The organism is Chryseobacterium sp. Bi04, assembly GCF_918698085.1.
GTDB lineage: Bacteria > Bacteroidota > Bacteroidia > Flavobacteriales > Weeksellaceae > Chryseobacterium.
This window is the reverse complement of sequence record NZ_CAKKLP010000003.1, coordinates 195,503-221,260: the sequence shown is the minus strand read 5'-3', so window position 1 is coordinate 221,260 and position 25,758 is coordinate 195,503. Positions and strand designations below refer to the sequence as shown.

The 25,758-nt window shown below is 35.9% G+C and carries 20 protein-coding genes; all 20 read right to left on the bottom strand.

Going from position 1 to position 25,758, the window contains the following annotated elements; all coding sequences use genetic code 11:
• Positions 1-147: 147 nt before the first annotated feature.
• The gene (locus tag LQV47_RS07255) at positions 148-1,314 is read right to left on the bottom strand and encodes a proline dehydrogenase family protein (protein ID WP_230035364.1); all 1,167 of its coding nucleotides are present in this window, start codon (positions 1,312-1,314) and stop codon (positions 148-150) included.
• A gap of 64 nt (positions 1,315-1,378) precedes the next feature.
• The gene (locus LQV47_RS07250; RefSeq protein WP_230035362.1) at positions 1,379-2,308 is read right to left on the bottom strand and encodes a UbiA family prenyltransferase; all 930 of its coding nucleotides are present in this window, start codon (positions 2,306-2,308) and stop codon (positions 1,379-1,381) included.
• Positions 2,309-2,318: 10 nt separating this feature from the next.
• A complete protein-coding gene (locus LQV47_RS07245) occupies positions 2,319-3,245 on the bottom strand; it encodes a mevalonate kinase (RefSeq protein WP_230035360.1) in 927 nt (308 codons plus the stop codon).
• Between the two features lie 190 nt (positions 3,246-3,435).
• The gene (locus LQV47_RS07240) at positions 3,436-5,604 is read right to left on the bottom strand and encodes a T9SS type A sorting domain-containing protein (protein WP_230035358.1); all 2,169 of its coding nucleotides are present in this window, start codon (positions 5,602-5,604) and stop codon (positions 3,436-3,438) included.
• Positions 5,605-5,758: 154 nt separating this feature from the next.
• Positions 5,759-7,927, bottom strand: coding sequence for a T9SS type A sorting domain-containing protein (locus tag LQV47_RS07235; protein WP_230035349.1), 2,169 nt, complete (start codon positions 7,925-7,927; stop codon positions 5,759-5,761).
• A gap of 160 nt (positions 7,928-8,087) precedes the next feature.
• Entirely contained in the window at positions 8,088-10,268 is a 2,181-nt protein-coding gene (locus LQV47_RS07230) for a T9SS type A sorting domain-containing protein (protein ID WP_230035341.1), read from the bottom strand.
• A 153-nt stretch (positions 10,269-10,421) separates the two neighbouring features.
• Positions 10,422-11,912: an MFS transporter gene (locus LQV47_RS07225; RefSeq protein WP_230035338.1), complete on the bottom strand. Its 1,491-nt coding sequence runs from the start codon at positions 11,910-11,912 to the stop codon at positions 10,422-10,424.
• Positions 11,913-12,018: 106 nt separating this feature from the next.
• Positions 12,019-13,197: a thiolase family protein gene (locus LQV47_RS07220; protein WP_230035336.1), complete on the bottom strand. Its 1,179-nt coding sequence runs from the start codon at positions 13,195-13,197 to the stop codon at positions 12,019-12,021.
• A 10-nt stretch (positions 13,198-13,207) separates the two neighbouring features.
• The gene (locus LQV47_RS07215) at positions 13,208-13,597 is read right to left on the bottom strand and encodes a hypothetical protein (RefSeq protein ID WP_230035334.1); all 390 of its coding nucleotides are present in this window, start codon (positions 13,595-13,597) and stop codon (positions 13,208-13,210) included.
• Positions 13,598-13,620: 23 nt separating this feature from the next.
• On the bottom strand, positions 13,621-14,025 hold the full coding sequence (locus LQV47_RS07210) for a hypothetical protein (RefSeq protein WP_230035333.1): 405 nt from the start codon (positions 14,023-14,025) through the stop codon (positions 13,621-13,623).
• A gap of 297 nt (positions 14,026-14,322) precedes the next feature.
• Positions 14,323-15,705, bottom strand: a complete 1,383-nt coding sequence (locus LQV47_RS07205; protein ID WP_230035331.1) for a nucleoside permease — start codon at positions 15,703-15,705, stop codon at positions 14,323-14,325.
• A gap of 21 nt (positions 15,706-15,726) precedes the next feature.
• On the bottom strand, positions 15,727-16,326 hold the full coding sequence (locus LQV47_RS07200; RefSeq protein ID WP_230035329.1) for a bifunctional nuclease family protein: 600 nt from the start codon (positions 16,324-16,326) through the stop codon (positions 15,727-15,729).
• Between the two features lie 180 nt (positions 16,327-16,506).
• Entirely contained in the window at positions 16,507-17,454 is a 948-nt protein-coding gene (locus tag LQV47_RS07195; protein ID WP_230035327.1) for an electron transfer flavoprotein subunit alpha/FixB family protein, read from the bottom strand.
• A 96-nt stretch (positions 17,455-17,550) separates the two neighbouring features.
• Positions 17,551-18,297 (bottom strand): electron transfer flavoprotein subunit beta/FixA family protein, encoded by a 747-nt coding sequence (locus LQV47_RS07190; protein WP_047494853.1) that lies wholly within the window; start codon positions 18,295-18,297, stop codon positions 17,551-17,553.
• Between the two features lie 150 nt (positions 18,298-18,447).
• Positions 18,448-19,155: an SDR family oxidoreductase gene (locus tag LQV47_RS07185; RefSeq protein ID WP_230035326.1), complete on the bottom strand. Its 708-nt coding sequence runs from the start codon at positions 19,153-19,155 to the stop codon at positions 18,448-18,450.
• A gap of 78 nt (positions 19,156-19,233) precedes the next feature.
• Positions 19,234-20,025 carry a T9SS type A sorting domain-containing protein gene (locus LQV47_RS07180; protein ID WP_230035324.1) on the bottom strand — a complete coding sequence of 264 codons (792 nt, stop codon included), beginning with the start codon at positions 20,023-20,025 and terminating at the stop codon, positions 19,234-19,236.
• A 287-nt stretch (positions 20,026-20,312) separates the two neighbouring features.
• On the bottom strand, positions 20,313-22,046 hold the full coding sequence (locus tag LQV47_RS07175) for a T9SS type A sorting domain-containing protein (protein WP_230035322.1): 1,734 nt from the start codon (positions 22,044-22,046) through the stop codon (positions 20,313-20,315).
• Positions 22,047-22,071: 25 nt separating this feature from the next.
• Entirely contained in the window at positions 22,072-22,833 is a 762-nt protein-coding gene (locus LQV47_RS07170; RefSeq protein WP_230035320.1) for a hypothetical protein, read from the bottom strand.
• 260 nt (positions 22,834-23,093) lie between these two features.
• The gene (locus LQV47_RS07165) at positions 23,094-24,011 is read right to left on the bottom strand and encodes a T9SS type A sorting domain-containing protein (protein ID WP_230035318.1); all 918 of its coding nucleotides are present in this window, start codon (positions 24,009-24,011) and stop codon (positions 23,094-23,096) included.
• 340 nt (positions 24,012-24,351) lie between these two features.
• Positions 24,352-25,731, bottom strand: coding sequence for a dipeptidase (locus tag LQV47_RS07160; protein WP_230035316.1), 1,380 nt, complete (start codon positions 25,729-25,731; stop codon positions 24,352-24,354).
• Between the last annotated feature and the right edge of the window lie 27 nt (positions 25,732-25,758).

Genomic DNA, 25,758 nt, shown 5'->3' with positions numbered 1-25,758 from the left:
ACACAAATGAGAATTAGATTTAATATCCCTAATCTGCATTGTTTTTTTAACCTTAATAAATTGACTGTAAAGCTGTTATATTTATTGTATTCTTACCATAAAAAAAGCCCACATTTCTGTGAGCTTAATATGTACCGATAATAAGTGTTATTTTTTTCTTCTTTCCAGTTCACTTTTAATAAGTCCCAGTTCTCTTCCCGTCTGTCCGGCCACAGAAGTGTTCTCACGGGCTCTTCTTGTCAAATAGGGAACAACATCCTTTACAGGTCCGTATGGAAGATATTTAGCCACATTATAGCCCTTATCAGACAAATAGAAAGTGATATTATCACTCATCCCGTAAAGCTGCCCAAAATAAATGTGAGGATTGTCACTGCTTAAAGATTTGGCTTTCATCTTATCCATAATCAGTTCTGAAGAGATTTCGTTATGCGTTCCAAAGAAAGCAGAAACCTTATCCATGTGATTCATTACAAAATCAATTCCTGCATTATAGTTTTTATCTGAAGCTTCCTTGGTAGGCTGAATAGGATCTGCATATCCTTTTTCTGCTGCTCTGGCTCTTTCTTTCTCCATATAAGCACCACGAACAATCTTGTAACCTATGAAATAGTTCTTTTCTTTTGCTCTCTGAAGGTTTGCTTCCATGTATTCCAGTCTTCCTGTTCTGTACATCTGGATGGTATTCCAAACGATCGGTTTTTCCTGATTATACTTTTCCATCATTTCTTCACAAAGGTGATCTGCAGCATCCTGCATCCAGGTTTCTTCAGCATCCACCATTACTTTTTTATCATTTTCATGGCAAAGGCTGCATACCTCATCAAATCTCCTTACTACTCTTTCCCATTCTTCTTTCTGGCTTGTGGTAAGCTCTGCACCTTTTCCAACAGCTTCATACAAGTCAATTCTTCCGAAAGCAGTAGGCTTGAATACGATAAAAGGAATGGCCGGATTTCCCACTGAGAATCTAACAATGGCCTTAATTTCTTTGCAAACCGCATCAAAAGTTTCTTCATCTTCCTTACCTTCAATAGAGTAATCGAAAATACTTCCAACTCCTCTTTTGAAAAGCTGCTTTACAACTTTCATACTTTCTTCACGGGTTTCACCTCCACAAAATTGTGCAAACAGAGTGTTTTTTACAATTCCTGTTACGAAAGGAAAATTATTGTGTACTGTAAAATTAAGGACAGATGTTCCAAGGCTGGTAAGTGCAGGCTGTTCAATCATTTTAAACATCCAGTAAGCCTTTCTCAGTTGTGCATCAGATTTATCTGCAAATGCAACTTTAGTATCATTAAAAATGGGCATTCCTATTTATTAAATTTAGTTTTACAAAGGTAATAATAACCTTAGTTTATTTAAAGAATTTTTTTTATAATTTACTTTCAATTCCGTTCAAAAGCATTGCAATAATTCCTACAAAAACCCAAAAACGTAATATATTAATTGTAAAGAAGTTACTTCTTCTTGAAGAATTTAAAAGCAGATAAATACAAATGATCATTACAAGTAACCCGCTGGCAAAATAATAAGCCATAAAACCAGTTATCCCGGTTTTGGTAATAATCTTCATTGAAACAGCCATCGTGATCAGAAGCAGTGAGATAAGGATGGTTTTTGTATTTTTAGTCTTAAAATAGTTGGGAATTGTGACGTACCCGAATGCTTTGTCTACACTCCTGGTAAGGGTGTCTTTTACAATATCAATACAAAGAAGGATCAGGAAAAGAAACACAGCCATCAGAATTACTTTTCTGGAAAAAGTTGCATAATATACCATCATTCCAAAGAAAGGATATAAGGTAAGGCTTACAAAAGTGAGATTGTTGAGGATCAGTATTCTACTCAGTTTATGGCTGTAAAACCACATAAAAAACTGGTAAACAAGAAAAAAAAAGAAAACATTATGGGAAATCATCCAGGCTACTCCCAGGGAAATAATACTTAATAGCAGATACGCGTATAAAAAGTACTTCTGCTTAATAAAACTCTGAATTCTGGTTCTGAAAGGTTTTACGATATGGTCTTTCTCCAGATCATAAAACTGGTTGATAATTCCACCGGCTAAAATGGTAAGGACCGTACAGAAAATAATGCCATGAACTTTAAAATCGAATACAAAATTTCTGAATGTTTCATCCTGATTGAAGAGAAAAAAAGTGGAAACATAGAGTGCAAATGTCAGCAGGGCAGCTACAAAAAAGCGAGCTCCGAGCATAAAGCCCACGAATTGTGAAAATCTATAAAATAAAGATTTAGAGATATAATTTTCAGATTGGAAAGTTTCTTTTTCAGAATTCATTCCAACCTGTTTAAAATCTGTAAATCACCTCTTTCTGGAAACCATCAAGCATTTTTTCTGCTTTCTCATAGTCTTTGGTAAATCCTAAAATATAACCACCGCCGCCGCTTCCGCAGAGTTTAAGGTAATAGGCATTAGAATCCAGCCCTTTTTTCCAGATATTAAAAATACTTTCAGGAATCATAGGACGGAAATGTTCGTATGCCCAATGAGAAAGTTTCTTTAAATTTCTAAAGAACGGATTCATATCTTTTTTAAGGAAAGATTCTATACAAGCGTTATTGTAACGGATAAACTCTTCTTTTAATGTTTTACGGAAACCTTCCGTTTTCATTTTTTCAAAGAAAATCTGGATCATGGGCCCGGTTTCACCTGTTATTCCGGAATCAATAAGGAAAATAGCTCCCTTACCTTCTTCTCCGTCCGGAATTGATACCCTATCTAAATTTTCTTTATTTTCAATCAGAATAGGCAGATTCATATAGCAGATCAACGGGTCCATTCCTGAACTTTTACCATGGAAATAGCTTTCCATTTCTCCGAAAACAGCTTTTAATTTTTTAAGATTATCTTTCGAGATGCTATCAGCATTCAGCTTACTGATTGAATATTTTTCAAAAATAGCTGCTACCAGAGCTCCTGAACTTCCCACTCCATATCCCTGAGGAATATTGGAATCAAAGAAAAGTCCGTTTAAAATATCAGTCTTAAAGCTTTCGATATCTAATTTAAAGTCATCAGAAAGATTAAGCACGGTAAGGTAATCAGCATATTTTTGCAGATGTCTGTTTGACTTAAGCTCAAATTCAGAGCTCAAATCTGAAAATTTTAAAGTTCCTTTATAGAAGCTGTAAGGTACTACAAGCCCCTGGGAATCTTCAATCATTCCATATTCTCCAAACAGGATTATTTTTGCATAAAATAGAGGGTTCGTCATTTTGACAATAAATCTTTTTGCAAAGTTAAAATTATTCTGCTGAATATAAGCAAAACTTGGACCGAATTCAGATTTATTTAAGGCTGAAGGCTGGCTTTCCGTTTTCCATCATTCTCATAAAGAAAAGATGTTGTTATAAACACAGCAAAAAAGCCTGATCAGATCAGGCTTTTGCATCATATTTTTAAGTTTATTGTTTTATCAGTTTTTTATTCACCGTCTGCTTTTCAGTCTCAATACTGATTACGTAGTTTCCTGTCTGCATGGAAGAAAGATTGACTTCCGTTCTATTGCCCTTCAAAGAAGAAGCTGAAGTCACCAATCTTCCGGCTTCATCGAAAATTTTGTAAGATTTTAAATTTTCTTTTGATGAGACGATGATCATTGTTTTTGCCGGGTTTGGATAGATTGAGATGGTATTATCCTTCACCTCTATATCTTCCACGCCTAAAAATTTACATAGGAATCCGGCATTCCATCCATTACCTGTGCCCGATTCATTAGAGAAAAATTCAACTGTAATCGCACCGGTAGGATCTGTAGATACAAATGGTCCCGGAGGTAAAGTCCCTGTAAGGTTATTTCCGTTTGGAAATAGTGGAGAACCTGCTGAAGGTCCATTATACACATACATATAATCCTTAAAATTTTCCAAATTAAATTCGTTAAAAACCAAGGTTAGTTTGGAGTTGGACAGTGGATAAAAAGTTTTGGTAAGTTTTTCATTATTAGAATATCTTCCTGAAGCACCACCCGAATCTGTAAATCGTACCCCTGCACACCAGTCTCCGTCTGTTAAAAATGTTCTGTATTTTTGGTAGGCTGACGAACCTGAACATTCGCTTCCAATGGATAAATTATAATAGGTATTAGGATCCAGGTTGCTTAAATTAAAGCTATTGGAATTAACAGTTCCTGACTGCACAATAGTTCCGTCCATTTTGGAGAGCCTGTATTTCCATGTTGACGAAAATCCATCTATAATAAAGGCACTTGCTGAATTCTGTGTTGTGTCGGTAATACTTACATCCAACACAGTAATTTCACAGGAAGAGGTACAGTTGGTACCCAGACAAGCTTTTGAATTAATTGTATTCCTTATGAACTCAGCTGGCTGTGGTCCAAATCCATTGGCAAAATTGATTCCCACTCCGGCCATCAAGTGGCAGTAGCTCATTATAGTACCTCCTCCAGATCCCGGAATTGGCCCAGCACATGCATTTCCCTGATTTCCACTTTGAGTTCCACAGCCATCAATGGCTGTATTATTACCATTCCAAACGCAGGCATGGGTATGCTGAGATCCTAGTCCATGCCCCATTTCGTGGGTCGTTACGTTGACCGTCCAGGAATACATTGGAAACTGCTGATAATTGATTTGAACCGGTGCGTAACAATATTTCAAATCTGAACATAGAGAATTGATGTAGGCATATCCGGTAGCTGTAGGTGAGGTCACCAGCTGGGCAATATCACCATTAAAATAAGGCCTGCCATTTCTGAATACTCCCAAATCTGGATCATAATTGCCTGTATAAGGATCCGGCGTTGTCCATACATACATTTCACTTAAAGAGACTTTAATATCATCATTAAAATAAATGGTTTCAACACTATTATGAATAGCGGTCATCCAGTTAATGGTAGCGGTTATATTGGAACCATTACCCTGATAAGGTTTGTAGCCTACTTCATAAAATATTCTTACACAATTATCAGTCATCGTTCTTCTTGTAAGCTGTCCGGGATCAGGTGCTGTTTTTTGAATTTTGTTTTCCTTCAATTCATCTGCTCCACAGATAAAACTGTTTTGTATAGTCAGCTTAGATTCTGAATAACTTACGAAATCGCTTGAATTTTTCATCTTTCCCAGCACGATATTTCCCAACGCTGGTGTCGAGATAATTCCTACCACATCATTATCAAAGAAGCTGAAGGCTACAATAGACTGATCATCTCCTTTTACAATGCCGCGATAATAAATTCCCGGATGGTAAGGTACGAGTTCATCTTTTTTGGTTTTCACTTTAAAATCTGCGGTGAAAATCTGCTTTTTATACAGTTGCACGGTGATTTCTTTGTCTCCGTCAAAAGGAAAAGAGACCTCAAGGAATTCGGGACTTTCAGCAAGTAACCTCATTAGCTTGGGTACATTCAGGTTAAAAACCGTGGCGTCTGGTGCTATTTTCTTTAGATCAACCAGATTATCAAGGTTTTTCACATCAAATAGGCCATACCTTGGCGCACGGTAGTTTAATTTCTCATATTCATGGATTTTTCTGGCTACAGGTTTAATCTCCTGAGCAAAACTGAAAAAATTCCAAAACAACACAGTAAACATTAGAATTTTCTTAATCATTATTAATTTTTTGTTAAAAATATAAATAAATACACACATATCACTGCATATCCATACATAAAGAAGAATAAAAATCATCAATGTATAAAAAACCACAGTAGAAATAATTCCACTGTGGTTTGGCTATTATTTTATCATAGGAGAACCTATTATGTTATTGCTTTATAAGTTTTTTATTTATCGTTTGCTTTTCAGTCTCAATACTGATTATATAATTTCCTGTTAGTATGGAAGAAAGATTTATTTCTGTTTTATTCCCTTTCAGAGAAGATGCCGAGGTTACTACTCTTCCTGCTTCATCAAAAATTTTATAGGATTTTAAATTTTCTTTTGATGAAATGATGATCATTGTTTTGGCAGGGTTTGGATAGATTGAAATGGTATTATCTTTTACATCGATATCTTCCACTCCTAAAAATTTACACAGGAATCCTGCATTCCATCCATTAGCTGTACCAGTAGCATCAGAGAAGAATTCAACCGTAATCGCTCCGGTAGGATCTGTAGACACAAATGGTCCGGGAACAAGAGAACCTGTTAGGTTGTTGCCATTTGAAAATAAAGGAGAACCTGCCGAAGGTCCATTGTACACATACATATAGTCTTTAAAGCTTTCCAAATTAAATTCGCTAAAAACCAGGGTCAGTTTAGAATTGGACAGTGGGTAAAAAGTTTTGGTAAGCTTTTCATCATTAGAATACGTTCCTGAAGTACCTCCCGAATCAGTAAACCGTACTCCTGCACACCAGTCTCCATCTGTTAAAAATGTTCTGTGTTTTTGGAAGGCTGAGGACCCGGAACAGTCTGTTCCTATATATAAATTGTAATAGGTATTGGGAGCTAAACTGTTTAAATTAAAACTGTTTGAATTAGTGGTTCCTGACTGTACAATGGTTCCATCCATTTTAGATAGCCTATATTTCCATGATATGGAAGTACCATCTATAATAAAAATGCTCGCTGTGCTTTGCGTTATATCCGTAATACTAAGATCCAATATAGTGGTTTCACATGAAGAAGTACAGTTCGTACCCAAGCAAGCTTTTGAATTAATCGTATTCCTTATTAACTCGGCTGGCTGCTGCCCAAATCCGTTCGCAAAATTGATTCCGACACCGGACACTAAGTGGCAGTAGCTCATAATAGTACCTCCCCCAGGTCCCGGAAGTGATCCAGGACATACACTTCCCTGAGATCCAGATGCAGCTCCACAACCGTCAATAGCTGTATTATTACCATTCCATGCACAGGCATGGGTATGAGGAGATCCTAATCCATGTCCCATTTCGTGGGTGGTTACGAAGATCGTCCAGGAATACATTGGAAACTGGTCATAGTTTACCTGAACAGGAGAAAAGCAATATTTCAGATCAGTACACAATGAGTTGAGATAAGCTACTCCTGAGCTTGGGGGCGAAATGATTAAATTTGCAATATCCCCATTAAAAATCGGCCTGTTACTTTTGAACATTGCCAAGTTAGCATCACTCCCACCTGTATAAGGATCCGGCGTTGTCCATACATACATTTCACTTAAAGAGACTTTAATATCATCATTAAAATAAATGGTTTCAACACTGTTATGAATAGCAGTCATCCAGTTAATGGTAGCGTTTATATTGGAACCATTGCTTTGATAGGGTTTATAACCTACTTCGTAAAATACCCGTACACAATTATCTGTCATCGTCCTTCTTGTAAGCTGTCCGGGATCAGGTAGTGTTTTTTGAATTTTGTTTTCCTTCAATTCATCTGCTCCACAGATAAAACTGTTTTGTACAGTCAGCTTAGATTCTGAATAACTTACGAAATCGTTTGAATTCTTCATCTTTCCCAGGACGATGTTTCCCAACGTTGGTGTCGAAATAATTCCTACCACATCATTATCAAAAAAGCTGAAGGCTACAACAGACTGATCATCCCCTTTTACCATGCCACGATAATAAATCCCAGGATGATAAGGTACGAGTTCATCTTTTTTGGTTTTTACTTTAAAATCTGCTGTGAAAATCTGCTTTTTATACAGCTGAACGGTGATTTCTTTATTGCCATCAAAAGGAAAAGATACTTCAAGAAATTCAGGACTTTCAGCAAGTAATCTCATTAGCTTGGGTGTATCTAGGTTAAAAACCGTAGCATCCGGTGCTATTTTCCTTAGATCAATTAGATTATCGGGGTTTTTCACTTCAAATAAGCCATACCTGGGGGCATGGTAATTTAATTTTTCATATTCATGGATTTTTTTAGCTATAGGTTTAAGGTCCTGAGCAAAACTGAAAAAATTCCAAAACAACACAGTAAATACTAGAATTTTCTTAATCATTATTAATTTTTTGTTAAAAATATAAATAAATGTCCAGTTATCACAACAATTATAAATAATGAATAGCAGATATATAAAACCCATAGCAGAAATAATTCTACTATGGGTTATTTATTATTTAAATATTTCTAATTCTATATCATTATTATAGTCCGTTATATCATTGTTTTATCAGTTTCTTATTCACCGTCTGTTTTTCTGTTTCAATACTGATTACATAGTTTCCTGTCTGTATAGAAGAAAGATTGATTTCCGTTTTGTTGCCCTTCAAAGAAGAAACTGAAGTCACCAATCTTCCTGCTTCATCAAAGATTTTGTAAGATTTTAATGTTTCATCAGATGAGATGGTCACCATATTTTTTGCAGGATTCGGATAGATGTTTATTGAATTATTTTTGGTGTTAAGGTCTTCCACTCCTAAAACATTACAGGAAAAATTCACATTCCAGCCATTTGCGGTAACTCCTGCATCTGAAACAAATTTTACGGTTATAGCACCGGAAGGATCTGTTGATGTAAACGGACCGGGAACAATATTTCCTGTCAGATTATTTCCATTGGCAAATAATGGTGAAGTTGTAGAAGGTCCATTATATACATACATAAAATCATAATCCTCTTCAAGATCAAATGCTGTAAATGTCATGGTCATAGAAGAACCTGACGCAGGATAAAATGTCTTTACCAGTTCTTCATTATTTTTATAACTTCCGGCAGAACCGCCTGTATCTGTAAACAGTACTCCTCCACACCAATCTGCATCTGTAAGAACCAGACCAGATTTTTGATAATAGGTTTCATTAGCACATGGACCCACAGCGTCAACTTTGTAGTATGTTCCCGGCTGTAGATTTGCAATACTGAACGAAGGAGAATTTGTATTTCCTGTAGTCACATTAGTTCCGTCCAATTTAGAAACTTTATACTTCCATGATGAAGATATAGCATCCGTAATGAACATATTGGCAGAATTTTGTGTAGTAGAAGTGGGGGCTATAGAAGAAATACTTGGAACACATGATGTGGTACAATTGGTACCAAGACACGGCTTGGAGTCTATTGTACTTCTTATTAAAGCTGCCGGCTGAACACCAAAGCCATTACTGAAATTAATCCCAATATTTGACATCAGATGGCAGTAGCTCATAATGGTACCTGATGGAGGCAGAACATTACTGGTACACGTAAGTCCTTCGCTGTTTATAATAGAAGGCATTGCTGTGGGGCCACACCAGTCAATGGGAGTATTATTTCCATTCCACGCGCAGGCATGAGTATGTGGAGATCCTAGGCCGTGTCCCATTTCATGAGTCATTGCCTGGATAGTCCATGAATATACCGGTACATTGTTATAGGTCTGGGAAATCCCGGAATAAGCATGTGCGTAGGTTTTACACAGAGAATTAAGGTAGGCAATACTTGTGGTACTTGGCGTATTGATTAAATGGGCAAGATCTCCGTTAAAAGTTTGCCTGGCCGCTGAAAATTTATTTAAATTACTGCTTGGGCTTCCTGTATAAGGATCCTGGGTAGTCCAGATATAAATCTCACTCAGGGCTGTTTTTATATCATCATTGGTATAAAGTGTAGCAATATTATTATGAATTGCCGTAAGCCAGTTCGTAACAGTTGTGGTGTTGGAACCATTATTCTGATAGGGCTTAAAACATACTTCATAATAGACTCTTACACAGTTTTGAGTTAATGTTGTATTTTTATTGGCGTTCGGATCGTATGATATTTTTTGGTCATTATTTTCTTTCAATTCATCAACACCACAGATAAAAGGATTTACTCCTGTCAATTTAGAGTCTGAATAACTTACAAAATCTTCAGAATTTTTAGCTTTTCCAACAACTATATTTCCCAATTCCGGTGTAGAAGCTACTCCTACAATATCATTATTAAAAAAACTAAAGGCTACAATGGAATTATTATTTCCTTTCACTATTCCCTGATAATAAACCCCCGGCGTATAACTGACTGTTTTCCCAGTATTGGTAACCACTTTGAAACTGTTGGTAAAAATCTGATTTTTATACATTTCTACGGTAATCTGCCGTCCTCCGGCAAAAGGAAATGTAATTTCAATAAAATCGGGTTTTTCATTAACGAGTCTTTTCAGCTCGGAAGATTTTAGGGAAATAACGCTAATGTCTGTTGCAGATTTTCTGTATTCTGCCAGCTTATCAGTGCTGTTATTAACTTCAAACAAGTCATACGTTTTAGACTCTATCCTACCATTATGATATTCTGAAATTTTCTGGGCAACCGGTTTTAATTTCTGAGAAAACCCGAAAATAAAACATTGCATAAAGCAAATCAATAGAATTTTTTTCATGATTTTGATAATTTTATTCACTCAGCAAATAAACAAAAAAAATCAAAACATAGTGAAAAATAAATGCTAATTTCTAATAATATTCTAAAATATAGTATGCAGTAAATTAAATTATATAGAAAAAAGACGTTAAAATTAACGTCTTTTATGTTTTTATAAAGTATCTCTGTCTGTTCGCATTTTAACCTTCAGGAATCGTATCAATACGAGCCCTGCTCCAAAAAACACAGTCATTGATAGAGCAGCGATACGCATATTATTGAAATGCTCAATAAGAGTCGCAAAGATAAATGTACCGATAATAATCGCAATTTTCTCCAACACATCATAAAAGCTGAAATAAGTGGTATTCTCCATAGAGTCTACCGGAAGCAGTTTTGAGTAGGTAGATCTGGACATAGCCTGAAGACCACCCATTACCAATCCTACTACTGCGGCAACACCATAGAACTGATATTCCACTGTAGGATTTTCTTTATTTAGGAAATAGGCCCACAAACAGGCTACAATCCATAATACGATAGCAATGGAAATTACATTTTTATTACCAATTCTTTTGGATAGCCTTGAGAATATTACAGCTCCTATAATAGCTTCAATCTGAATCACCAACAGTGTACCGATCAATTTATCCTGTGCCAGGTTGATTTCACTTTTCCCAAATAAAGTTGCCATCAGGAAAATAGTCTGCATCCCTACGCTGTAAAAGAAGAAACTTGATAAAAAGAATTTAAGGTTTCTGTCTTTAAAAAGGACTCCCCCCACTTTAAACAATTCATGAAAACTTTCTTTGGCAATATCTTTATAAAAGCTCATATTGTCTTTTAATACCTCGAAAAAACCTCCCTGCTCTTCATGCTTTTTAAAGATATTTTTATAGTTTAACAAGACAAGGTCTTTAGGTAATTTATCTTTCACATCTCCAAATTGAGGAAGATGTTTGAACGTGTACTGAGAGAAACCAAACCACCATGCTCCGGTCAGCAAGAAGCTTATTCTAGTAAATAATAATTGTTGAGCTGCTCCTTTTGCAAAAACCTGGATCAGTATTAAACAAATTACCACCAAAACTACGGAACCAAGATACCCATACACATATCCTTTTGCAGAAAGGGCATCCTGTTTATCTTGTGTGGCAATATCCGGCAGAAATGAGTTATAGAAGACCAAACTTCCCCAGAACCCTATACTGGCGGTTATACTGAAAAGAAGGCCCAGAAATACGTTGTGCATTCCTGTAAACATAGCTAATCCCATACATGAGGTAGCCCCAAGATAGCAGAAGAACTGCAGGAATGATTTTTTATTTCCAATGGTATCTGCTAATGAAGATAAAAATGGAGAAAGCAATACCACTACAAAAAATGATATTGTTAAAGAGTATCCATACACAGCATCCGGTTGATATTCTTCTCCAAAAATTTTGATCATGTGCCTTACCGGAACATCAATCCATTTTTTTGTTTCCGTTACATATTCCTTCTTTTCATACGCAGTGGTAAGAATAGAATAATAGATAGGAAAAATAGTGGAGGTAATAACCAGAGAGTATACAGAATTCGCCCAGTCATATACTGCCCAGGCTTTCATAATCTTCGGATTATTTTTTATGTTTTTAGGCTGTCGATTCTCAGTTTCAGACATTTCAGTTAAATATTAGTAGCACAAAAATAGAAAAACCATTAAGAAATGAATAAGTTTTTAAAAAAATTATCCATTCCTTAATGGTAATGTATTATCAGACAGAATATTAGATATTCTCAATCACGATTGCAGAAGCACCACCACCACCATTACAGATAGCTGCGGCACCATATTTTGCATTATTTTGCTTCAATACGTTGATCAATGTAACGATAATTCTTGAACCAGAACTTCCCAGTGGGTGTCCCAGTGCAACAGCACCACCATTTACGTTTACTTTAGAAGCATCTAGTCCTAAAATTTTATTGTTAGCCAGCCCTACTACAGAGAAAGCTTCATTAAATTCGAAAAAATCAATATCTGAAACTTCCAATCCTGCTTTCTTAAGAGCAATAGGTAATGCTTTTGAAGGAGCTGTTGTAAAGTTTTCAGGCTCATGTGCTGCATCAGCATAAGAAACGATTTTTGCTAAAGGTGTAAGCCCTAGTTCTTCCATTTTCTCTTTAGAAACAAGAATTAAAGCTGAAGCACCATCATTTAATGTAGAAGCATTAGCAGCTGTTACCGTCCCATCTTCTTTCTTGAATACAGTAGGAAGCGTTGAAATTCTGTCGAAGTTTACCGCTTTATATTCTTCATCTTCTGCAAAGATGACAGGTTCTCCTTTTCTCTGAGGAATAGAAACCGGTACGATTTCGTCATTGAATTTTCCTTCGCTCCAGGCTTTAGCTGATCTTTTATAAGATTCCACCGCAAAATTATCCTGTTCTTCTCTTGTAATATTATAGTCAGCAGCGCATTTTTCTGCACATACTCCCATGTGTACTTTATTGTATACGTCTGTAAGGCCATCCAGAACCATACCATCGAGCATTTTGATATCACCCAGTTTTGCAGCGACTCTTGCATTATAGTAATGAGGTACTAAGGACATATTTTCCATACCACCTGCAACAATTACCTCTGCATCACCTGCTTTAATAGCCTGTGCAGCCATTGTTACAGCTTTCATTCCTGAAGCACAAACTTTATTTACAGTAGTAGAAGGTGTATGTACTGAAAGACCTGCTCCAATAGCTACCTGACGAGCCGGTGCCTGACCTTCTCCTGCCTGCAGTACATTCCCCATATAGATTTCCTGAACATTATCAGGATCAAGACCAATTTTATCTAATGCCCCTTTTACGGCAGCGACTCCCAGCTTTGTAGCCGGAATGGTTGATAAGCTTCCCATAAAACTCCCCATCGGAGTTCTTACTGCGGAAACAATGAATACTTCTTTCATGTGTATAATTTTATTTTGATTTTGCTTTTGCATATATCAGCTCTATCTGAGAGTTCCCGATACGTGTCTGTATTTGTAAATAGTTGTCCTGAGTCTTCGTAATGGTATTGCTGAAGACATCACCCACCTTTATGCGATCATTTAGAGCTGTTTTCTCTATGACTATGGCTTTATAACTACAGTCATTCAAAAAAACAAGCGATGATTTTATATAGTCTTTACCATTATTAAAATATTCCGTTTGAACATTATCTTTAATGGTCATATTCCAAATTCCGGCAGGATAATCTACGCGAACAAATCTTCCTTCTTTTATACTGGAACATTTGGCCGGGTTATCCGGTTTTTTCAGTTCAAACCTCTGAGCTTTAACCTGCGAAATACCCAGTAATACCATCATTACCGAAAAAAATTTTAAAAGTCTCATATCTGTGTTCTATTATTTACTTTTTTATTGCTTCCTCCGGCAATCATTAGTAAAGCTCCCAGAAACTCTACTACCCAGCCCCATTTCAGTTTTACTACTCCTGCAAAGGTTTCTCTCCATGATTTAAAAGGTAAAAAGCTGAAATAATCCAACGACTGCATTTTTACTGCTATCAATGTGAATATAAAAAATAGGATCAGCAGAATACCAAAAAATCTTACGATTTTCGTATTGTTATTTACGATTCCAAAGACGGCACATGCTGCCAAAAGCCAACATGTAATGGCTAAATAATGGTCAAGTTTCCAATAGTTCCAATTTCCGATAATAGGTACATGTACCAAAGGTAAAAAGCTTCCTATAACCACTAATAATAGTCCTAATAACTGAATGTTTTTCATATTTACTAAAGTGCCAAAATACGAAAAAAAACACATTTCCAAATGATGTATTTCAAAAACAGAACATTCATATAAAAATAATAATTAATAACAAATAATCCTTATCAAAAATATTGATTTCACAAATAAATAAGGCATATATTAACAAATACAAAAATTCAAATTATGATTTATCATCTGTTTTTTATGCCCCCATTTGCAATTTATGGAGACTAAACTTATTACCTAAAAGGTCCATAATAAAAAATTGCACATTCATGACAAAAGCGCAATTTTTTATTTTTATGATTAATTGAATTAATGCTTTATTGAAGACAGATCTTCCGGATTGTGCTTATGTCTAAACAGAATGGCAAAGAACACAGCAAGAACCAGGGAATAAATAGCAAAAGAAAGCCATATCTGCTGCCAGTCTTTCACCATGACCACTGAAGAAAGAGTTCCATCAGCATTCACTACCGCATTAAAACTTGTTTTTAAAATCTCTAAGAAAGTAGGATTATCTGCTGTTGTATCTAAGTACGCAGAAAGATCTGTAGCAGTGGTAAACTTATGGGTAAAGAACTTATCTATAGCCCATCCTGCAATATAGCTTCCAAAAACAGCTCCAAAACCATTGGTCATCATCATAAATAATCCCTGAGCTGAAGATCGGATATTCTTATCTGTAGTAGTCTCCACAAAAAGAGATCCTGAAATATTAAAGAAGTCAAAAGCCATTCCGTATACAATACAGGAAAGAATGATTAACGATAATCCATAACCATCCGGAACACCGTATGCAAAGAATCCAAATCTTAATACCCATGCCAGCATAGACATCAACATTACTTTCTTAATTCCAAATTTCTTCAGAAAGAAAGGTATTGCCAAAATAAACAGGGTTTCTGAAACCTGGGAAATAGACATAATAATGGTAGACCTTTGTACTACAAATGAATCTGCATATTTTGGAAAGTGGGCAAATTCACTTAAAAAGACATCTCCATATGCATTGGTCAACTGAAGCGCTGCTCCCAAAAGCATTGAAAATAAAAAGAACAATGCCATTTTATAGTTTCCAAACAGCTTAAATGCATTAAGCCCTAATTGCTCAGATAACGGAGCTGTTTTGTCTATTAATTTTTGTGGGGGACATTTTGGTAACGTAAGGGCATAGATTCCTAAGACGATTGCTATTGCTCCCCCGATATAAAACTGTCCTTCGGTTGCTTTATTCCCAGTAAGGTTTGTAATCCACATAGCCACAATAAAACCAATAGTTCCCCATACACGGATTGGTGGAAAATCTTTTACTACATCCAAATTATTGTTTTTAAGGATAGTGTAGGAAATAGAGTTGGCAAGGGCAATGGTAGGCATATAAAAACACATTGCCACGAGCATCACCGAAAAGAAAGAATTAGGGTCAGCAGAATGTGGCAAAATGAAAAGAATAGCCCCGTAAAGGATATGCAAAACTGAGAAAATACGCTCGGCGTTTACCCAACGGTCAGCAATAATCCCAGTAATGGTAGGCATAAATATGGAAGCAATTCCCATTGTTCCGAAGACAGCTCCAAACTGTGTTCCTTCCCAATGTTTTGTGCCAAACCAGAAGTTAGCCATCGTAATCAGCCATGCTCCCCAGACAAAAAACTGGAGAAAGCTGAGGATGGTCAGTCGTAATTTTAAATTCATAGTTTATATAAAGTATCTCTTTTAATCAATTTTCTTTTTCCTCCTCTTAATTTCTTCCTGAATCTCAAGAGCAGTATCATAATCTTCTTCTCTAACGGCATCCTCCAATAATTTCTGAAGCTCCTCCATAGAAAGAGATGTTAAATTGTCTTCATTCTGCACAGTTTCTGAAAAGCCCTGCTCTTCTTTTGCTACATCTTCCAGTTCCAGTAAAATTCCGGCTTCATTTAAGACCTGTTGGGTCGTAAAAATAGGCGCATCAAATCTTACTGCCATTGCAACAGCATCAGAAGTTCTGGCATCGAGGATTAATTCTTCCTCGGTAGTTTTACTTTTAAAGTTGATGTTTGAAAAGAAAACACCGTCTACAATTTGATAAATAATGACAGAAACCAATTCATAATTGGCAGAAACTATAAATTTTGTGAATAAGTCATGGGTAAGAGGACGTGGCGGATGAATATCTTTCTCCAGTCCTAAAGAAATGGACTGGGCTTCGAAATTTCCTATAACAACAGGTAATTTTATGTGTGTTTCTTCATGCTCCAATAACAATGCGTAAGCCCCCGATTGGGTCTGACTATACGATATTCCGCGAATAATTAGCTGCTTATAATCCATAGCTACAAATATAGATTAATTTTTTATTGTGATTTTACTTTTTCACACAAAAATAAAAGCCCGGAAGCCGAGCTTTTATTGTATTGTGTATGACAATCAATGGTCAATAGTCAGGTTTACTTTGCAAGTGAATTATTAACATTAACAAGCAGAGCTCACTGGTTTATTTTCCATTCATTTTTATCCTTTTATTGCTTTGATTTTCTCTGTTAATGCAGGGATAATCTGAAAAGCGTCTCCTACTACTCCATAGTCTGCAGACTTGAAGAAAGGTGCTTCAGCATCACTGTTGATGACAACAATAGTTTTTGAAGAGTTTACTCCCGCCAGGTGCTGGATAGCTCCCGAAATCCCTACGGCAATGTAAAGATTAGGTGCAATAGCTTTACCTGTTTGTCCTACGTGCTCTGTGTGAGGTCTCCATCCGATATCAGAAACAGGCTTAGAACATGCTGTAGCAGCTCCTAAAACATTAGCCAGTTCTTCAATCATTCCCCAGTTCTCAGGTCCTTTCATACCTCTTCCTGCAGAAACTACAACTTCAGCTTCTTTAAGGTCTAATTTTCCTGAACTCTGCTCGTGAGAGATCACTTTAGTATCTTCATTAGCTACTGAAAGGTTCTTCACTTCTTCTGAACCGGATACTGCATTTTCTTTTACTCCGAAAGCATTTTGGGAAACAGTAACAATAACTCCGTTTCCTTCAGCCTTTGCATGCATAAATCCTTTTCCTGAGAATGCTTTTCTTTTTACCTGGAAAGGTGAAAGGCTTTCAGGGGCTTCCAAAGCGTTAGTAAGTAAAGAATAGTTCTTCATTACTGCAAGCATTGGAGCAATTGAAGAAGCATCGGTAGTATGGGGGAAAACGATAATGTTTCCGTCTAATACTTCACTTACAGCCTGAGCATATGCTTTTGCTGAAAAGCTCTTAAGACCTTCGTCTTTGATATTGATTACATTAGATGCTCCATATTTGTATAATAAATCTGAAGAATCGGTAGGGTTCACGGTGATTGCTGTCACTGTATCGCCAGCTTTATCAGCAACAGCTTTAGCATAAGACACTGCTTCAAAAGCTGCTTTTTTGTAAACTCCGTTTATATTTTCTGCGTATACGAATACTGCCATTTTTTAAATAATTTAAAGATTAAAAAATTAAAGGATTAAAAGATTGGATTCAGAGATAAGATTGGGTATTTTCTTCTGATTTCCATATCCCAATTTTTAGATTACCTTAGCTTCTTCGTGAAGTAATCTTACCAATTCATCTAGATTGTCTGGAGAAACCATTTTTACAGCAGCTCTTGGAGGAACGCTATCATAAGATACTCCCTGAACTTTCACTTCAGAAGAAGTAGGTTCTACTACCTGTAAAGGTTTTGTTCTTGCAGACATAATTCCTCTCATATTTGGAATGATAAGGTCTTTTTCATCTACTAATCCTTTCTGACCTGCAATAATTGCCGGTAGTTTTACAGAAATAGTTTCTTTTCCACCTTCAATTTCTCTTATAGCAGTTGCTTCGCTTCCATTAACGTCTAATCCTACTGACGCGTTAACGAAAGGCTGGTTGAGCAATTGAGCAACCATTCCCGGAACTGAACCACCGTTATAGTCGATAGATTCTTTCCCGCAAAGGATAAGGTCATATCCTCCGTTTTGAGCTACAGCAGCGATTTCTTTCGCTGTAGAATAGCTATCTTTAGGATCAAGGTTTACTCTTACAGCATCATTTGCACCAATCGCCAGAGCTTTTCTGATTACCGGTTCTGTAGCAGCGTCTCCTACGTTAATTACAGTTACAGTAGCTCCTTGAGATTCCTGAAGCTTAACCGCTTTTGTTAACGCAAATTCATCTAAAGGGTTAATTACCCACTGAATTCCGTTTTTGTCGAAAGCAGATTTATCTGCTGTAAAGTTAATCTTCGAAGTAGTATCCGGAACACTACTAATACAAACTAATATTTTCATGTGTACTATTTTATTTTTTCCCTTTTATGCACAAAACCAGCAACGGTTTATGCAGAGATTTTGTTTGAATTAATTTTTGCTAATATAAATAAAAAATATATTATGCATGCATAATACTTACTAAATTATTATTCAATACATTAGAAGTATTTACTTTCCTGGTTTTGTTGCTCTAAACTCTATTTTACTAGGCAAAACCCTAGGATTCATCTTTAAAATATCCAATATAAGATTTCCCATATCTTCAGGCTGAATCTTCCAGCTGTCTTTTTCGGATGGTGTATTTCCATTAAAATGAGTGGCCACTGATCCGGGCATAATGACGGTAGATTTAATATTATATTTTCTTAAATCAATCATTGCTGCCTGGGTAAATCCTACGACTCCAAATTTGGAAGCATTATAGCCAGCTCCATTTTCAAAAAAGTTAGCTCCTGCCAAACTTGAAATGGTAATATAATAACCTTCTGTCTTTTTCAGTTCTTCAACAGAAGCTTTTAAGGTATAGAAAACACCGGTGAGATTGGTTTCTATCATATCATTCCATTCTTGAGCTGTCAGCTCATCTACAGGCTTAAAAATACCTAATCCGGCATTGGCAATAACAAAGTCCAGTCTTCCGAATTTTTCTAAAACATATTGTATAGCTTCCTGTTCGCTTTCAAAGCTCCTTACATCAGAAACAATCCCTAACACATTTTCAGAATACTGCTTAAGCTCTTCTTCAGCTTTCAGAACATCATCTCTTTTTCTTCCTGAAAATGCCACCGAGATACCATTTTCCAGCAATATTTTCGCAATCCCAAAGCCTATTCCTTTAGTTCCTCCTGTTATATAAGCTGTTTTATTTTCTGACATAGCATAAAAAATTTAATGCTCTAAAATAACAAAAACGCTCCAATTGGAGCGTTCACTGATACTAAGATTTATCAGGTATTATTTTTTTATAAATTTCTCTGTCGTTTTACCCTCTTTCGTTTCAATATTAATGATATAGCTTCCTGCATTCAGGTTTCTTACATTTACTTTATCTCCGTCTAGATCTGCAACTACTTTTCTTCCGCTGATATCATAAACTTCCACTTTGTTTACTTTTTCTTTAGATTTAATCGTAAGAACATCGGATACAGGATTAGGATATAGAGAGGTCTCAACCTTAGATATCTTATTTTCAGCAGTGCCTAGTGTTCCTGTTTGCGTAATTTTAATATTGTCTACTATCAAAAGGTTTTGATCATTAGTATTAAAATGTCTAACATAGAGTTTTACACTCTGGCCAGCCAGATTACTAGGAATCGTTGCCGTTTTAGCTATTGCTGTTCTACCCGCTGTTACAGTTCCTTCAATCAAAGGAGTTTCAGTACCTGTAAATGCTGTAGCACTACTTGGCAACACATAAGCTGCGTAATGTTCTGCAAAAGCCTGAGAATCAGAAGATCCTACTAGAAAACTCAATGATAAAGTCCCAGTTGCAGGAAGTGTTATTGCTGGTGAAATTAATAAATTATCAGGAGTCAATGCTCCCACAGGTGCTGGTAACCACGATGCTGAACCTGCAACATTCCCAGAAAATCCCCAGCCATCAGAAGTTGCACTTCCTGTATAAAGCCCCCAGTTCCTTGTATCCCCGTCTCTATCAATTACGGTCCATCCAGCAGCGGTATCAAACGTTTCTTGAAACACGACTGTCTGTGCATTTAATAAAGTTAAACCTAGAAATGCACTCAATAGTAAAATTTTTCTCATCATAATTTTTTATTTTACAACAAGTTTAAGTACACCTATATTCTATTCCAAATTTAAAATGAGAAAGTTTATAAAACAATCAATAAAAAACCAAAAACCATATCACTTACTTATTAAATTCCATAAAAAATAATAAATTAATTAATAAATTCACTTATGCCTTTTGAATAATTTGGTTTAACAAAAGAGTACTTATACTTTTCATAATTGATTTTCAACAAAAAAACGCCCCAATTGGAGCGTTTACTAATAGGAAGGTTTATCAGGTATTATTTTTTAATAAATTTCTGACTGGTTTTTCCTTCTTTTGTTTCTATGCTAAGAATATAATTTCCTGACGGCAAATTCTTTATATCAATCTTATTGCCGTCTAGCTTTACATTGATTACTTTTCCTGATATATCTAAAACAGAAACATTTTTAATATCCGAAGAAGTGATAATATTTAGAATATCCGAGGCAGGATTCGGGAATAACTTCACTTTTGTAATAAGCTCCTTCTTACCATCTGTTTTATCGGATTGTATATTCCTTAAATTCAGACGCATATTATCTTTTAGGTTTTGACTTTTTGCCTCAACCTCACCTCCCGAGCATCTGCAATCTTCTATTCCCGCTACATATTGAGCTCCGTTCTCTATATAAGTATTAGGAAGAAGATTAATACTATTCCCGGCCTTCATAGTAATATTCTGAGCTGAATTCACTTTATAATTGAGCTGTGTAGTAATGGTATTACTTGCATGATAGGTATAAGGTATATTATGCACCTCTGCAGTAGTTAAATCATATGACATAACACAAGTACCCGTTCTTTTTGAAAGTGTAGGAAGTAATTGAGGAAAGCTGTTGGAAGCTCCCACATAAATCATACCACTAGGATAATTCAGGACATTAAGATTAATTGAGCTTTGCCCATAAACATCGGGATTTACTATTTGGCTCAGGCTGCGTCCTGCATTATAGCCAACCATATGAAAATAAATATCTCCTTTTGAGTTCCTTTGGATAGTACTGGGATAACCTAAACCATTTGTTCCCCACATTCCGTTATAAATTGGCGTGTATAACACATTGGAATTCGTAGAATTGAGCAGGTCTACAGCATAGAAGGTAGTAGTATTCCCAACTCCATAATAACCACTCACGTACAGTATATTAGCATATTGATTGAATTCGGCATTAAAAGCATCTATTCCGGCAATAGACAAATTGTAATCTGTAGTTAACAATCCTGAAAAATTATCAAAAGAGCGCACCATTCCTTCGTTTTCTTTTGTACCGGGATTGGAATTGTTTATACATATAAAGTGTGAATAATTACATGAAGTCTTTATCTCAGGAGAGGCCTTCATAGAAATTCCGTCATAACCGGTAAAAAAACCTGAAGTACCTAAATCATTCACCACAGGTGTTGTACTTAATCCTGAGCTGCTTAGGCGATAGGCGTATAATTTCTTCCCATTAGTTACTAAAACCCAATAAGAATTACCATCTGCGTGTGGAACAACTGTTACTGCTCTCGCATCATTAATTTCATTTCCCTGGCCATCTAAAACAGGAACTTTTATAAGATTCTGCACGACATCACCCAAAGGCTGCCCATTTGATCCTAAACCACCTAAAGACATATCCACTACTGAATACCGGATTATACCAGTATACATCCAGGTTGCTGCAAAAATATAATATAAATTAGGATTTGTAGGATGCTTTACAGTAGCAAGCTGAGGCCCACTATGCTCAATAAGCCCATTAGGCATCATCTGATGCTCCCTGTTCCAGACCTCATTCCCATCACTATAAAACAACAAATTTCCGCTACTATCGCTTACTGTCGCCGATGAATTTAAATTACTCATGGCACTGCCATTTACAAACTGAGGAGTACTCCCTGAAAAATTAATTCCTACATAATATCCAAAATACCAATTGTTATTTTCTCCTTGAGCATATGCCAAAAGTGACACTGCCAAAGACATTGATAAAAAGAGCTTTTTCATAAATAATATTTAAATAGTTGATCTATTATTTACGTGCATTTTTCTCCAACATTTCAATTCGTCTATTCTGCTCATCCATGTACTTTTGCTGCTTCTCCATTTGGTTCTGCTGTTGCAATGTATACAAGGTCAGTTCTTCTACTTTTTTAAGAAGAAGAATATTCATTTCTTTAAGTTCTATACCATTTTTGATAGCTTCTTCCGTAGTGGGCACTTCCGGCAGATGTCCTTTATGATCAATATAGGCCTGCAATTCTTTTAAAGGCATCAGTTTATAATCTTTAGCAAAGACATAATCTGCCCAGCCGTTGTTAGCTGCAATTTCAACTTTTAATTTCTCAGTTTTAATCCCATCTTTTACAAACAAGCGATAGCTATCACAGTCTACACAGGTCAAAGTATTGGTTCCCATCCCTATTTTAGAGGTAGAAGAAACAAAGAAAACCTTGCTTTCGGAAGGAACATCATTTATTGGGTTTAAACCGGAGTGAGATGGATATATATAAAGTCCATTAGCGTTAGAACCCGCTAGACTTCTAAAATTCTGTATAGTAAAATAAGAATCATGGTTCACTCCTGATGAAAAATAACCAAATTTAATAGCTCCATCTATCATTCTTAAATTTCCTTTACCTAAAGTAAATTTATCATAAGATTGAGCTGTCCCTACACTTACAGAACCTCCTCTGTAAATAGGATCCGTAGTCGTGTTATTACCTGTCCATTGTTGAGAAAATAAAGAATTGGCACACAAAAGTGCACATAAAATTGCAGTTGTTTTTTTCATGTTATTAATTTTTTTCTTTAATTATAAAAATATATAGAATATTTTTAACACGCAACTCATAAAAATAAAAAATTTCTTCATATTATATAATAAAAAAATTGATATACTATGGAGTTATAATTTTCTCTATAAATGTGATAAAGCTTTAATCAGTGTATTCTCTCCATAAAACATGATTAAATTGTATAACAAAGGACAGTATAAGATATATCAAAAACGCTCCAATTGGAGCGTTTACTGATTCAAAGATTTATCAGGTATTATTTTTTTATAAATTTCTCAGTAAAGGTTTTACCTCCTGACTGTATGCTCATAAAGTAAATCCCTGGCGAAAGATGCTTTACATCTACTGTATTATTCTGTAATCCTATATCCATCTTTTTTCCGACAACATCGTAAACTTCCACTTTTTCCAATGTATTCACAGCGTTTATTTTTATAAAATCTGTTGCTGGATTAGGGTATAGTGATAATATATTATAATCCACTTTATTGTCATTGACCCCCAAAATGGTTTCAGAATTGATTTTAATCTGGTCAATATAAGCCGTTCCTAAAGCATTATCATGCACAAAACGCAGCTGATCTATATTCAGCGGACTTACGGCCAGCCCTGTATAAATTAAAGTATCATTGAGATAGTATCTGATATCTGAAGCCGTTCCTATAACTTTACATCTATACCAGGTGTTCGGAGACCAGGTTTCAGGAGTAGGAACAAGTTCCAAAGAGCCGGAAACCAGATTTAAAATCTTTATCACACCCGTTTTATCAAAATCAAGCCTCACCACTAATTGCTCTGCAATACTGTCAACACCCTGGAATCCAAAAACAGAACCGTCAAGCTGAGAGATATTGATATCAAATGAAACCGAAAAATTGTTATAAGGAAGGGGTACCGGTAAATTATAAAAAACTCCTATGACAGGCTCCGATTGGGTCCCATAGGTATTTTCTCTGACAATTTTAAGGGAAGCATTTCCATGACTGGCATGATCCTGACTGACAACCTGGTTCATAACATGGGCTGGATTTCCTCCTGTAGGAGTACTTATCCAATTATTCTGTCCATGGATATTTGCGGCTAAAAAACCTTCATTATCTTCAAAAGAAACAGTCTCCTGAGCGAAAGAAAATATTGAAAGTAAGACACATGCGATTGAGTAGTATTTTTTCATAGTAAAGTTTAAGTTTCGGAATAAAAATAAAAACTTCAAAGAATTAAAAAAATACCATTAATCAACCAGAAATCCGATTATTGTCACTAATTTACAACCCCTAAAAATCATAGCAGGATAAGGTGTTTACTGCGAAAGCTGTCTACACTTTTTACAATAAATAAAAAATAGTTAACCGGAGCAAAAAACGTTTTTGTTCCGGTTTAATTGAGGATTGCCCTTCAGATCTGTATGGGGAATTTTCTAAATCTGAATCCTCTTTTTTCAAGAGCTTATTTAGATATAAAAAAATCAAGCGCTCCTGTAAAGAAGCGCTTGAGATACTGATATAATAAGTCTCTTATTTTGAATAGTTTTCAAAGAACAATGGGATACTTTCAATTCCTTTATAGAAATTAAAGAGTCCATAATGTTCATTCGGAGAGTGAATGGCGTCAGAATCCAGTCCAAAGCCCATTAATACAGACTTGGCTCCCAGAACTTTCTCGAACATCGCTGTAATAGGAATACTTCCTCCACTTCTGTAAGGCAGTACTTCTTTACCAAATGCTGTTTCCATAGCCTGTTTAGCTGCTAAAAACTCTTTGGTATCACTTTGTAATACATAAGGCATTCCTCCATGGTGAGGAGTCACCTTAACTTTTACAGTTTCCGGCGCTATTTTTTCAAAATATGTTGTGAATTTCTCCGTAATTTCTTCCGGTGTCTGATAAGGTACCAAACGCATTGAAATTTTAGCAAAAGCTTTTGAAGGAATTACTGTTTTAGCACCTTCTCCGGTATATCCTCCCCAGATTCCATTACAGTCTAATGTAGGACGAATGGAAGCTCTTTCAAGGGTTGTATACCCCTTTTCACCTTCTACACCGCTTAATCCGATTGATTTCTTGAATTCTTCAGGATTATCTTTCAGCTTGTTCATTTCAGCTCTGTCCTCATCAGATACTACTTCTACATTATCGTAGAATCCATCAATGGTAATATGACCGTTTTCATCAATCAGATTAGCAATCATTCTGGAAAGCACGTGGATAGGATTAGGTACAGCACCACCGTAAAGCCCGGAGTGTAAGTCTCTGTTTGGCCCCTCCACTTCTACTTCTACATAGCTCAGCCCTCTTAATCCTGTGGTTACAGTTGGCTGTTCATTGCTGTAGATATGGGTATCTGAGATAAGGATACAGTCACACGTCAGTTTTTCCTTATTTTCATTAACGAAGTCTCCTAAGCTTACAGAACCTACTTCTTCTTCACCTTCTAAAATAAATTTAACGTTACATGGCAGAGTGTTTGTCTTCATCATAGCTTCAAAAGCTTTCAGATGCATAAAGAACTGTCCTTTATCGTCTGCAGCCCCTCTTGCGAAGATAGCGCCATCCGGGTGAAGTTCTGTTTTTTCAATATAAGGCTCGAAAGGTGGTTTTCTCCATAATTCCAACGGATCTGCCGGTTGTACATCGTAATGTCCGTAAACCAATACTGTTGGTAAATTTTTGTCTAGGATTTTTTCACCAAAAACAATAGGATATCCTTTTGTTTCACATATTTCAACGTTATCAGCTCCTGCATTTTTAAGGTGCATTGCACATACATCCGCACATTTCAATACATCATTTTTATAAGCCGGATCTGCAGAAATGGAAGGAATTCTCAGTAACTCAAATAATTCATCAACGAAACGTTGTTTGTTTTCGTTAATGTAATTTAATGTCTCTTGCATTGTAAAAATTTATTTTGTTAAAATTAA